11 protein-coding genes are annotated in these 13,703 nt (G+C 38.6%); all 11 read left to right on the top strand.

Translation table 11 applies throughout. The features are described from left to right. The first annotated feature begins 7 nt into the window (after positions 1–7). The 11 genes from A3Q34_RS00630 (at position 8) to A3Q34_RS00580 (ending at position 13,576) form a co-directional block, all read left to right on the top strand. Entirely contained in the window at positions 8–1,234 is a 1,227-nt protein-coding gene (locus A3Q34_RS00630) for an SAM-dependent methyltransferase (RefSeq protein WP_070373603.1), read from the top strand. Between the two features lie 260 nt (positions 1,235–1,494). Next, positions 1,495–2,526, top strand: coding sequence for a selenide, water dikinase SelD (selD, locus tag A3Q34_RS00625; RefSeq protein ID WP_070373602.1), 1,032 nt, complete (start codon positions 1,495–1,497; stop codon positions 2,524–2,526). Then, on the top strand, positions 2,526–3,632 hold the full coding sequence (gene mnmH / locus A3Q34_RS00620) for a tRNA 2-selenouridine(34) synthase MnmH (RefSeq protein ID WP_070373601.1): 1,107 nt from the start codon (positions 2,526–2,528) through the stop codon (positions 3,630–3,632). The genes selD and mnmH overlap by 1 nt, the downstream gene beginning before the upstream one ends. A gap of 510 nt (positions 3,633–4,142) precedes the next feature. After that, on the top strand, positions 4,143–4,748 hold the full coding sequence (gene betI / locus A3Q34_RS00615) for a transcriptional regulator BetI (RefSeq protein ID WP_070373600.1): 606 nt from the start codon (positions 4,143–4,145) through the stop codon (positions 4,746–4,748). Then, complete coding sequence (betB, locus tag A3Q34_RS00610; RefSeq protein WP_070373599.1) at positions 4,739–6,202, top strand: betaine-aldehyde dehydrogenase; 1,464 nt, start codon at positions 4,739–4,741, stop codon at positions 6,200–6,202. Before betI ends, betB begins: the two co-directional genes overlap by 10 nt. Positions 6,203–6,290: 88 nt before the next feature. Next, on the top strand, positions 6,291–7,931 hold the full coding sequence (gene betA / locus A3Q34_RS00605; RefSeq protein WP_070373598.1) for a choline dehydrogenase: 1,641 nt from the start codon (positions 6,291–6,293) through the stop codon (positions 7,929–7,931). Positions 7,932–8,134: 203 nt separating this feature from the next. Beyond that, positions 8,135–9,352, top strand: coding sequence for a choline transporter (locus A3Q34_RS00600; protein ID WP_070373597.1), 1,218 nt, complete (start codon positions 8,135–8,137; stop codon positions 9,350–9,352). A gap of 45 nt (positions 9,353–9,397) precedes the next feature. Then, positions 9,398–10,102 (top strand): TorF family putative porin, encoded by a 705-nt coding sequence (locus tag A3Q34_RS00595; RefSeq protein WP_070373596.1) that lies wholly within the window; start codon positions 9,398–9,400, stop codon positions 10,100–10,102. Positions 10,103–10,401: 299 nt separating this feature from the next. Beyond that, positions 10,402–11,727 (top strand): aspartate aminotransferase family protein, encoded by a 1,326-nt coding sequence (locus A3Q34_RS00590; protein ID WP_070373595.1) that lies wholly within the window; start codon positions 10,402–10,404, stop codon positions 11,725–11,727. A 383-nt stretch (positions 11,728–12,110) separates the two neighbouring features. After that, positions 12,111–12,665 (top strand): GNAT family N-acetyltransferase, encoded by a 555-nt coding sequence (locus A3Q34_RS00585; RefSeq protein ID WP_070373594.1) that lies wholly within the window; start codon positions 12,111–12,113, stop codon positions 12,663–12,665. A gap of 311 nt (positions 12,666–12,976) precedes the next feature. Continuing rightward, positions 12,977–13,576, top strand: a complete 600-nt coding sequence (locus A3Q34_RS00580; RefSeq protein ID WP_157470703.1) for a hypothetical protein — start codon at positions 12,977–12,979, stop codon at positions 13,574–13,576. Positions 13,577–13,703: the final 127 nt, after the last annotated feature.

The following is a 13,703-nucleotide window of genomic DNA, read 5'->3' as shown; positions in this document are numbered from 1 at the left end:
GTACCAAATGGAACAAATTGAAGGTGTTAGAACTTTGCAGACAGCGAATTGGATAGATAAGCGTTGTCGTGACATGGTTCATTCTGTCTTTTCGAAGTTATCATATGGCCAATTAGAAGTGGTGGAAGGAACAGAGCATAACATTTTCCCTGAAGCACCAGGAAGCTCGCCGCTCAAAGGAAAGATCAATATACATGATATAAGTGTTTACCGTGATTTTGTTAAAGGTGGCAGTATCGGTGTATCCGAAGCCTATATCGAAGGAAAATGGAGCAGTCCTAATCTTACTAATGTAATTAGAATTTTTGCTAAAGCACAACAAGAAACTGATAGCCTTGAGTCAAAAAAGTCATGGTTAAACAAGTTTAAGAACAGCATAACGCATTGGCAGAATAGAAATACTCAATCAGGGTCAAAGAAAAATATTCTTGCTCACTATGACCTTGGTAACGAATTATATACGCGTTTTCTTGATCCAGAAATGATGTATTCGTCTGCAATTTATCCGACCAAAAATGCCACATTAGACGAAGCTCAACTCCATAAACTTGAAACGATTTGTCAGCGTTTATCTTTGTGTGAGAGCGATCATTTACTAGAAATAGGAACAGGTTGGGGCGGTTTAGCTATATATGCAGCACAAAATTATGGCTGTAAAGTAACGACAACAACTATTTCTGACGCGCAATTTAATTATGCCCAGTCGCGTATTGAGAAGTTAGGGTTGCAAGATAAGATCACTTTACTCAAACAAGATTATCGCGATTTAACAGGGTCATTTGATAAAGTCGTTTCAATTGAGATGATTGAAGCCGTAGGCTATGAATTTTTACCTAGCTTCTTTAAACAATGTAATGATTTATTGAAAAATGGTGGTAAATTACTTATACAGTCAATCACTATCGCCGACCAACGTTTTGATTACTATAGAAGCAACGTAGACTTTATTCAGCGTTATATTTTTCCAGGTGGTTTTTTACCTTCGGTAAATGTACTCTCAGATAATATTACCAAACATAGTAGTCTTGTTGTTGAACAGCTTGATGATATTGGTCTAGATTATGCGCAAACACTAGCACATTGGCGTGAAAAGTTTTTAGTTTCTTGGTCTGATCTTACTCAGTTTGGTTATGATGAGACATTTAAACGTCTATGGTTATATTACTTTGCTTATTGTGAAGGGGCATTTTTAGAGCGTTCAACGAGTGCTGTGCATATAGTTGCGCGTAAATAATATAGCGTTGCAAGCCTGCCTTATTTCTTAATCTTAATTGAATGGATTAAGTAAAGTGAGGGCAGCTTAGCTAATAAGAAACCTATTAAACAAAATAGGCAATAATGCCTATTTTGTTATTATAACATTCTCCAACCAGTCAAATATTAACCGTAATTTCAATATTTATCCTCACATCAACAGCTATATCGTAATACACAGGTGTAACGGTGCCAATATTACTGTAAATTAGCCTATTGCTTTTACTTTATTGAATCCTTATGACACCAATTCGCTTGACCCAATACTCACACGGCGCCGGTTGTGGCTGCAAAATCTCTCCATCAGTACTCGATGTAATGCTTAAATCTTCACTGGTATTGCCTGAACACAAAGAACTATTGGTGGGTAATAGCACTAAAGATGATGCAGCCGTTTTTGATATAGGCAATGGCCAAGGCGTTATTTCAACTACCGATTTCTTTATGCCGATTGTTGATGATCCCACTGATTTTGGTAAAATCGCAGCGTGTAATGCCATCAGTGATATTTATGCTATGGGTGGTAAGCCGATAATGGCAATTGCTATTTTAGGTTGGCCAGTCAATATTTTAGCGCCTGAAATTGCCCAACAAGTACTTGATGGCGCTAGAGCTATTTGTGCTGAAGCTGGGATCCCCTTAGCGGGTGGACATTCTATTGATGCACCTGAGCCCATTTTTGGTTTAGCTGTAACCGGTTTAATCAATAATGAGCAGATAAAACGTAATAACACCGCAGGTGTTGGCGATTTATTGTATCTCACTAAGCCGTTAGGTATTGGCATTATGACTACCGCTGAAAAGCAAGGTAAATTATTAGCTGAACATGCACATCTAGCGCCACAAGAAATGAAAGCTTTAAACATTATCGGTCAAAAATTTGCAGCTCTAGAAACTGTCACGGCAATGACAGATGTCACCGGTTTCGCACTTCTAGGACATCTTTTAGAAATGTGTCAGGGTAGCAATGTTGCTGCTATTATCGATTTTAAGCAAATACCCTGCATTGACTATGTTAATGACTACATTGACCAAGGCTGTATACCGGGTGGCTGTGAACGTAATTTTACCAGTTATGGGGAACATGTTGGCCCGTTAACTCCTAAACAAAAAACACTTTTATGTGATCCACAAACTAGCGGTGGTTTATTGGTTGCTGTTCAGCCATCAGGTAAGTTAGCCTTTGAAGCTTTATGCCAAGAAAATGGCTTGAATCTACAACCTATTGGTGAACTAGTGGCGGCAACTTCGCCTACAGTGAGTTTGTTGTAATGACTATACACACCGCTGCCGCAGAGCGACTAGACAGCAGCGACTTTCGCACTATTATTCGCAATAAAATTCCTTTGATGGATGTTCGCGCACCGATTGAATTTGAAAAAGGCGCTTTTAACCAGTCTGTTAACTTTCCGCTAATGAATAATGATGAACGAGCGGAAGTAGGGCTCTGCTACAAAAAAAAAGGGCAAGCGGCCGCCATTAACCTTGGTAATGAACTCGTTTGTGGACAAAGTAAAGATAATCGCTTGGCACAATGGCAAAGCTTTGTTCAGCAAAACCCGCAAGGTTATTTATATTGTTTTCGTGGTGGTTTGCGCTCTCAAACGGTGCAGCGTTGGTTAAAAGAATCAGGTGTTAATTACCCTTTGCTTATCGGGGGTTACAAAGCACTTCGTCAATTTTTACTCAGCGAGCTAGAGCAACTTGCTCTACATCCATTAACTATTTTAGCTGGTAATACCGGCAGCGGTAAAACGCCTTTTCTTGCTCATTGTAGCAATAGTCTTGATTTAGAGGGGGTTGCGGGTCATCGCGGTTCAAGTTTTGGTGGTTTTGTTACCGCACAACCCAGCCAGATAGACTTTGAAAATAAATTGGCTGAATTATACATTACCGGTAATTATAGTTTAGATAAACCGTTGATCTTAGAGGATGAAGGGCGATTAATTGGTAGCGTACATTTACCTGAAAGTTTGCGACAAGCAATGACATTAGCGCCAATTGTGGTCATTGAAGAAAGTTTGGACTACCGTCTTGAACATATATTCCAAGAATATATTATAAAGATGACGGCGCAATATCAAACAGCTTATGGTGTAGAGCAAGGTTTTATTGCCTTTAGTGAATATTTAGCACACGGCTTATTCAAAGTACGTAAACGTTTAGGTACAGAACGATATGCACAACTACAGATACTTCAAACTAAGGCATTCACTGAACAGCAAAAGGGTCTAACGCACTATCATTTAGATTGGTTAAAGCCATTACTTGAAGAATACTATGATCCTATGTATCAATATCAGTTAGGTCTCAAGGCCGAAAGGGTGATCTTTCGAGGTAACAATGCCCAATGTTTAGCCTTTCTAGAGGGTAAGTAACACACCAAACTAGATCAATAATTTCTACAGCCGCAATGCATGATGTTAATAACAAATGCTTGAATTAAGCGTTCTACATTCGCGTCATATTGCGGCATTCTCCTTTGCTTAAACGAGTAAGTCACCTAAAGTACGATCACTGATGATATTCGTTAACAGTGGGTTGATGTAAGACCCAGCGAAAATTCAAGTACTCTGACGTTAAACTTTTAAAATTTCATTAAAAACAGCCAATTAATCTCACCTTATTTATTAGCGCTGACTAAATAATAGCGGTTTATTTACACTCGCTCATCAATTTATAACCTAAAATATAGTTCGTATACTAACCATTATTATAAGTTTTAAAGTATATTTATACCCATATATATAGCTTACTATATTGATTTAAAATGATTTTATAGACTTATCTTCATTTTAGAATGATAACAGTAACTTGATAATTTCATTCAGAACCGTTAGAATTATAATTAATTGAACGTTCAATTAAAAATAATATTCGAGAAGTCAGTGCCTAAAATTGGAATGAAGCCCTTACGTAAACAACAGTTAATTGATGCTACCTTAGATTCCGTCGCACAATTTGGTTTACAAAACACCACAATAATAACGATCAGTCGGATCGCTGGCTTATCGTCAGGTATTATTAGTCATTACTTTGGTGGCAAGCAGCAATTAGTAGAAGCAACCGTTAAACACTTACTTGAACAATTGAAGTTAGCGCTACTCGAACGTGTTAGAGGTCAACATCTTGAGCCAGCCGATCGACTTATGATGATTATTGAGGCTAATTTCACTCAATTGCAACGTTCTAAACCCGCAACAAAAACTTGGCTTAGTTTCTGGGCGCAATCAATGCATGAACCAGGATTGGCAAGGCTACAAAATATCAACAGCAAGCGCTTGCACAGCAATCTACTTTTTTCTTTTCGTCAATTATTAAATGACGACTTAGCACTCATCGCCACTAAGCAGGCAGCAGCTATGATAGATGGTTTTTGGTTACGTAGTGCATTAAGCCCAAGCCCTGAAGAAGAGTTCAGGCAAGCCGAGCAATTTTGTAAAAAATTTATAGTCGATCTGCTTAAGCAGTATGGAGAAGTATCTTGTCATTAGTATGTTATAAAAACTTTATCGATGGTGCCTACATGGCAAATGATAGTGGCGAAACATTTGAAGTCATTAACCCAGCAACAGGGAAAGTTATCTACAAAGTGGAAGTTGCTGACGAAAAAATTAAACAGCAGGCAATTGCAAGCTCGCAACGTGGATTTGCTACTTGGTCTGCAATGAGTGCAATTGAGCGAAGTCGTATTTTACTTAAAGCGGTTGCCTTATTACGTGAACGTAACGATGAATTGGCTAAAGTAGAAGTACTTGATACAGGTAAACCATGGCAAGAAGCCTCAGTCGTTGATGTAGCATCAGGTGCAGATTCGATTGAATTCTTTGCTGGGTTAGCACCAGGTGTTGAAGGTAATCAACAGTCGGTAGATGGCGATTTTTATTACACACGACGCGAGCCATTAGGTATTTGCGCAGGTATCGGTGCTTGGAATTACCCACTACAGATAGCTTGTTGGAAAGCAGCACCAGCGCTTGCCTGTGGTAATTCAATGATTTTTAAACCATCAGAAGAAACACCTTTAGGCGCTTTAAAACTTGCAGAGATATTTACAGAGGCAGGTATTCCTAATGGCGTATTTAATGTCGTTCAAGGGGCAGGTGAGGTAGGTGCATGGTTGTCTCATCATACAGAAATTGCCAAAGTGTCTTTTACCGGAGAAGTCGGTACCGGTAAAAAAGTGATGGCAGCAGCCGCTACTACGCTTAAAGATGTCACCATGGAACTTGGTGGTAAGTCGCCATTAATTATTTTTGATGATGCTGATGTCGATAATGCGGTTTCTGCAGCAATGTTAGGTAATTTTTATACTCAAGGCGAAGTTTGTACCAATGGTACACGCGTATTCGTTCAAAAATCTATTTATCCCGTTTTTATTGAAAAGTTACTTCAGCGCACTAGCCAAAATATAATTGCAGGTGACCCTATGGTAGAAGAGACTAATTTTGGTGCACTGATTTCTTTAAAGCATTTAAATCTAGTGATGAAATACATCAAGCTTGGCGTTAGTGAAGGGGCAACCTTATTACATGGCGGGAAAACCCTTCAACCAGACAATGCACCGGGTGGTTATTTTGTCGCTCCTACTATTTTTACCGACTGTACTGATCAAATGACTATTTGCCGCGAAGAGATTTTTGGGCCAGTGATGTCTGTATTAACATTCGATGACGAAGATGAGGTAATAAAACGCGCAAATGCGACTGACTTTGGTTTAGCCGCAGGTGTGTTTACACAAGATATTACTCGGGCTCACCGAGTGACCCATCAGATGGAAGCAGGAATTTGTTGGATAAATAGTTTTGGTGCTTCTCCGGCCCAAATGCCTGTTGGCGGTTATAAGCAATCTGGCGTTGGCCGTGAAAATGGTCTGCTAACACTCGATTATTACACGCAAATAAAAGCGGTGTATGTTGGGTTACAGCCATTAGACAGCCCGTTTTAATAAAGTTAAAGCTTAGTTAGCGTCCTTAAGCCTTGAATAGTTGCCAAAATTAAATGTTGGCAACCAAAGTAATAAAGTTGAGTGTTAAATGAACAGTGATAATTATGATTACATTATAGTCGGTGCCGGCTCTGCTGGTTGTGTATTAGCGAACCGTTTAAGTGAAGACAGCAAGAGTAAAGTCTTGTTACTTGAGACTGGTGGCAGTGACAAAAGCATTTTTATTCAAATGCCTACTGCTTTATCTATTCCGATGAATACCAAGAAATATGCATGGCAGTTTGAAACAGAGCCAGAGCCTAATCTTGATGGCCGACGTATGCATTGCCCTCGTGGTAAAGTATTAGGCGGCTCGTCTTCAATCAATGGCATGGTATATGTTCGTGGACACGCACGTGATTTTGATGAATGGCAAGACAACGGCGCCCAAAACTGGGATTACGCTCATTGTTTACCGTATTTCAAAAAAGCAGAAACATGGGCATTTGCCGGTGATGAATATCGTGGAAAAACTGGACCACTGGGCGTTAATAATGGCAACCAAATGAAAAACCCATTATATAAGGCCTTTGTTGATGCAGGTGTTGAGGCCGGATATAGTGCAACCAGTGACTATAATGGTACTCAGCAAGAAGGCTTTGGGCCAATGCACATGACGGTAAAAAAGGGAGTGCGCAGTTCAACTGCTAATGCCTATTTACGACCAGCAATGGCACGTGCAAATTTAACCGTGATAACTCATGCTTTAGTACATAAAGTATTACTTAATGGCAAAAAAGCAGTTGGCGTACGTTATGAACGCAACGGAAAAATAGTTGACGTTGTAGCTAATAAAGATGTTGTTTTATCAGCAGGTCCTGTTGGCTCGCCACATATACTGCAACTATCAGGTATTGGTCCTAAAGCTGTCCTTGAAGATGCCGGTATTGAATTGATACATGACTTACCTGGCGTTGGTGAAAACTTGCAAGATCATCTTGAGTTTTACTTCCAATTTAAATGTAAGCAGCCGATCACCTTAAATGGCAAATTAGATTGGTGGAGTAAATTGCAGATTGGTGTTCGTTGGATCCTAACAAAGAAAGGATTAGGTTCAACTAATCACTTTGAATCTTGTGGATTTATTCGCTCTAAACCAAGCGTAGAATGGCCAGATATACAATATCACTTTTTACCTGCAGCGATGCGTTATGACGGCAAAGAGGCCTTTGCAGGTCATGGTTTTCAAGTGCATGTTGGTCATAATAAACCAAAAAGTAGAGGTTTTATTAAGGCTTTGTCGAATGATCCTAAAGCACACCCGCAAATACGCTTTAATTACCTTGAGCACGAAGAAGACCGCGAAGGTTTTCGTGCCTGTGTTCGCCTAACCAGAGACATTATCAATCAAAGCGCATTAGATAAATATCGAGGTGAAGAAATACAGCCAGGCATTGGTATCCAAAGTGATGACGAAATTGACACTTTTGTTCGTCAATTTGTTGAAAGTGCTTATCATCCGTCATGTTCATGCAAAATGGGCACAGATGCATTGTCGGTTGTAGATCCCCAAACCCGAGTACATGGTATTGAAGGGTTAAGGGTTGTTGATTCGTCAATATTTCCAACTATTCCTAACGGTAATTTAAATGCACCAACCATAATGGTCGCCGAACGTTCCGCCGATATTATTCGTGGCCGAGAAGTTTTATCGCCATCAAACGCCCCTGTTAGCTTAGTGCAAAATTAATAGCAACTGCGCACTAAAGCCAAATCTAAAAATTAACTAACGTTAATCGTCAGTACACGGTTAGATCTTAATTTTCGCCATCAAGATATTTTCATGATGGCGACAATTGAAATCTTCAGCTTAAATTTGCCGTGTACTTTTATAAACCTCAAAGAGGAGTACTACTTGTTTATATTAATTAATACCTTGCTCAGGAGAGAACTATGACTACATGGTTAACAGCTGGGCTGTTATTTACCTTTACCGCCATCGCCTTTGTATTATATCGGTGGGGCAATATTCGCTGTGTCGGTGTAACACCGGTTAAAACATTTACCTTTATTGCTATTTTGTTTACCTCTGGGCTAGATGTTGGCTTGATCATGTTTCCGTTAACCGAATTTGCCGGATATGCTGATTTAGCAACCAACCCCGAATATGGATTTACTAACCCGTTGGCCATAGAGTTTGGCTACTGGGCATTTCTTATCTGGGGATTTTACTTTCTAACTTGTTTCTATTTTTGTGTGATTGAACCTCGTGTTCGTTTTTTTGAAATCCCACTGGTTAAACTGGTAAATAACGTAGTTATTATTGGTACCTGTGCTTTTACCGCCTATTTATTATTAACCAATTTACCTTGGTATATGCCAGAACTTGGCGATGGTGAATCTATTGTTAGTAGCTTCTATTTGATTGTATTTTTAGTCATAGCTGCAGCGGTTTATTCAAGTACTAATATTCGTTACGTAAAAATATTAAGTTTGGCAACTACATGGTTATTTTTGGCATTGATTGGTCTAATGTGGGGTGGGGCTTTTCTTTCAGAAACCTCAAGTATTGGGGAGTTTGTCAACACTATCGCGATGATTGGCGGTTATTTTGGTAATATCCACGAATTTGCTTTGCCTCTTAATGATTACCATGAATTTTACCTTTATTGGTGGTTTGCTTGGAGCATTATGATTGGCCAGTTTACTTCTCGTTTTGTTGGAGGTCTTCGTACTTATCAAGTATTGGCAGCGATGTTGGTTTTTCCTTCTATTCCAATCGCCATATGGTTCTCAGTACTGTATTACTACAGTGCAAATGGGCTAGAGACCGCTGGTTTCTATAATATCGCGATGGCATTTGTTGGCATAACCTTCGTTATTAACTCACTTGATTCATTGATCCGTCTCTATACAGATAATTTGAACTTGAGTGTTGCAAGGCTGGGCAGAGTGAAATATTTCTTCGGCAATTTAATTGCTCTTAGTTTACTTACCCTGTTATTTAAATTAGATTTCTTGCAAATCCAATGGGTTGGCGCAGTCGTTATTGGACTCTTTTTTACTTGCTTTGGTTATATCCTGTTTAACAAGTTTAAAGCCGTTAGCGAAATTGAGCGTTCACCGAAAGAAAATAAAATTGATTTTACTAAAATCGAATTAGTCGAATAGCACCGACCATTTTGTATTTGAATACTAAATAAAAAGAGAAACTAAATGAATAAAAGTATTATAGCTATAGCCGCAAGTTGTCTAATAACATTATCTTCTACCGCACTAGCTGATGTGTCTGCAACGGTTAACATAGCCTCTGATTATACCTTTAACGGTGTTAGCCAAACAGGCAACGATCCAGCATTACAAGCGAGTTTGGATTATGCAGATGATAGCGGCTTTTATGCTGGAACTTGGGCGTCAAACGTTGACTTTGGTCGCTATGAAGACACTAACATTGAGTGGGATGCCTATGTTGGTCAATATTTTCAACTTAACGAAAAAATAGGACTAGATGCAGGTATTGCTTACTATACGTACCACGGCGATAACGTGTCAGATACATACAACTATCCTGAAGCTTATGCAAAATTTGGCTACAGTTCATCAATGGGTAACAGTGAAGTAAACTTTTGGTATAGCTGGGATTATTTTGGTCTTGATGTTAATCATTATATTGCTATGGTTGCTCATACGTTTGAAGTTAAACCGGGTCATAATATTAAGGTAAGTTTTGATCGTTCAATATCAGCGAATAAAGATAAATGGTCGTGGAACGCTAAAGATGCTTACAACCATTACCGCGTTGAATATATGACCAATTGGAACGGCTTTGATGTTGATCTTGCTCTTGAAGATACAAATATGAACATTGATTTGGCTGATACCCGTGTCGTGTTATCTGTATCTCATACCTTCAGCTTATAATTGTATTGGATTAAGTAACGTTTATTGTAGGTAGTTCAATGAGCTATCGACTTATTATCTAAGCCTCAGTGGTTATCACTGAGGCTTTTTTTAGTGTTATGGATAAACAGCAACTGTAGTTTTTAGGCTTGGTTATACCCAATGACCATGACTTTATTAGCTAATTTACCCCTTTAAAAGACGAATACCTGACTAATTAAAAGATTTACTCTTCCTGAAATTGCGCTATCCCTGTATTATCACCCGATAAAATTTACGTTAATTAATGTTTAAAACATTCAGTGATATAAAGAGCGATCATGACTAAACCACTTAAGCCCCAAAGCAATGCTATGCTAAAAAGAGCCCACGAAAATATGCCGTTAGGGGTTGCAGACAGCTACCGTTATTGGGGTGAAGAAAACACCGTATTTTTAAGCAGCATGAAAGGCTGTACCATCACCGATTGTGATCAACAAACGTTTGTTGATTTTCGTTTAGCCTATGGCCCAATTATTCTTGGTTATCGTGACGAACGCGTAGACAATGAAGTGATTAACGCGATCACTAGCGTTGGCACCATTTCGGGTTTCTCTACCGGTCTTGATTCTGATGTGGTTGAATTGGTGAAGTCACTTTGCCCTAATATCGATAAAATGCGCTTTGCTAATTCAGGTACCGAAGCGGTTATTGGCGCAGTGCGCACCGCTCGTGGATTTACAAAACGTAATAAAATAGTCGTGGTTGAAGGTGGCTTTCATGGACTGCATGATGAAGTGATGTGGAAATCTGATGTAGATAACTGGGAAATCACTGATGAAAACGCGCCTGAAATTATACCTTTTGGCGCAGGTATCCCACAAAGTACGCGTGAACATCAAGTAAGTGTACCGCTTAACGATTTTAAAGCTATCGATACTGTTTTCGCTGAACATGGTCATGATATTGCGGCTATATTGATTGAACCTATCATGGGTAACTGTGGTTCGATTGCCTCAACGCAAGCCTATATGCAAAAGTTGCGTGACACTTGTGATACCAATGGTTCTTTGCTCATTATGGACGAAGTCAAAACGGGTTTTCGTGTTGCCAAGGGCGGAGCACAAGCCTTATATGGTATCTATGCTGATTTAACCACGTATGCAAAGGCTATGGGCAACGGTTACCCGATTGCTGCTTTTGGTGGTAAAGCTAATGTTATGGATGCTATATCATTTGCAAAAGACGGGGTAACTCACGGCGGCACTTATACCGCTAATATGGTGGCACTGAGCGCAGCTAAAGCGACATTAACCGTGCTTAAAGAAACCGATGCACTTGAAACGATTGCGACAGTAGGTCAAAAAATTCAAGCGTTACTCTCAAGAGTGTTTACAAAATTTGATATTGAACATTGTTTTGCAGGACCCGATGCAATGTTTGGCGTACATTTTGGTAGTGAAGTACCACAAAATTATCGTGATTGGAAAAAAACTAACAGTGATCTTTATACGCAATTCGCGCTTAACTTAATCGACAATGGCGTTATGTTAGAGCCGGATTCACGTGAACCTTGGTTTATTTGTGAAGCCCACCAAACTGTCGATCTTAAGTGGTTAGAGCAAGTTGCTGAGCAATCAATGAGCGCCGCGATTAACGCGCAGTAACTAGAAGTTTTTTTTCAATTTGTAGACCTAACTTATTATTTAGGTAGCCTAGTAGTAAAAATTTATCGCTATTGATCCGACGTCAATTAGCGATAAATGGACTAAATTTTCATTGCTTAAAGCCATGTTAAGCAGTGAAACCTAAAATGGATGTTAATCCTCAATGTTATGCTTTTTATAAAGTGATTTAATAAGTAACAACTATATCAATAACTTAAAGGTAACGCGTTACTTTTGGTTGTGCGTATTTATATTGGCTTAGCCATGGAGTGGTTAAATATCTAACGATGTTAGTAAAAGCACAAGCACTTTAAAAACATATACGGCTAAGGTACAAAAGCCCTGACTGCTAATCAATAGATTCAAAGGATATGAGTAATACTATGAGCATAAAATTCAGCCCACTTTCTAAATATGACGTTAATTATAGAAATGTTATTGAGCTTTATAAAGAGGCTTTTACGACAGTAAGGCGTGTTCCTTCTTGGTTGCTTCGCTTCATATTAAGAAAAGGGAAGGACGGCTTTAGCGTTCTTTATGAAAATAATAACTGGATTGGTTTAATCTATCTTACCGAGTATAAAGATATTGTCTTTGTTCATTTCTTTGCTATAGCAGAGGATCAGCGTTCGTCTGGTTATGGGAGTAAGGTATTAGACGCATTGAAAGAGAAGCATGAAAACAGAGTTGTATTAAATATTGAAGAACTTCAAGTACAACAACAAAATTATTCACAACGAGTAAAACGAAAAGCATTCTATTTAAATAATGGCTTTAGTTCTTCTGGTTACCTTGTTAAAGAGCCAGGTGAGGTACTTGAAATGCTAATACATGGTGGCAGTATCTCCAAAGAAGAGATAGAAGCGATCTATAAAAATCTCTTTGGGGGCATTTTGGGCTCACTTTACCGACCTAAAATAATAACCATTAATGAATAATGTCAACCGTGTATCAAAACAGTCAGTCTCAATGAGGCTAAAATGGCTAGATTAAAAAAGTAACATCGAGAAATACAGCAAGATAACTGCACTTTTGGTGAGTACCTTTTCTTTGCAGCGGCAATTATAGGCTTACTGTTACTGTTGCGTTTTTCACAGCCACTTATTAAACCTATACATAACAAACCTACTAATAAGTAGCATTCATTAATTGTAGCGCTTAACTCCATCTCATTGCATTTTACTAATGAGCGGGTTATTGCTGTTATTATGCAATTAAGATTTCAGTCTCCAACAATAAGATAGATAAAATGACAAGTAGAAAAATACATAGATTCATAGGTTTAATCCTCATATTACCAATGTTTGGTTGGACAATTACCGGGGTCATATTTTTTATTAAACCCGGCTACAAAGGGGCTTATGAACAATTATCATTAAAAACTTATCCCCTAGCAACACAGTTATTAGTTGATCCAAAAGAAAATTGGAGTGAAGTTAAACTCATCAAAACTATTTTAGGGCATCATTTATTGGTTAAATCGCAAGGAAAAACGGAACATTTAGACCCTGTTACGCTTCAAGTTAAAGGGTTGCCAACTAAGTTAGAATATAAACGCCTTATTGATGATGCGCTTTCAGAAAATAAAGAGCGTTATGGCGACATTATTTCTATTGATGGAACAAATGCAAAAACTAGCACAGGTGTTGAAATAAATCTTGATTGGGTAAGCTTAAGATTAAGCCAGAAGGGCGATGATACTAAGTTAATTAACAGACTTTATAAAATTCATTACCTTCAATGGACGCCATTTAAAAATGTAAATTTAGTTTTTGGCGTTTTAGGTTTATTACTATTAGCAACCCTAACCACCTTTGGTATCAGGCTTTATATTAAAAATAGAGAGTAATTGCTTAGTGGAGGTATCGGTATTAACCGATACCATACCCGGTGTTCGCACCAAACCTAGATAGGGATATAAACACTTATTAAATAAAAGGGCGTTAGGTATAGCTTACCTAATGGCAGTTTATCCT

The sequence above is a fragment of the Colwellia sp. PAMC 20917 genome, from assembly GCF_001767295.1.
Taxonomy (GTDB): Bacteria; Pseudomonadota; Gammaproteobacteria; order Enterobacterales; family Alteromonadaceae; genus Colwellia_A.
Note: the sequence above shows the minus strand (reverse complement) of the source record. Positions and strands in the feature narration are given on the sequence as shown.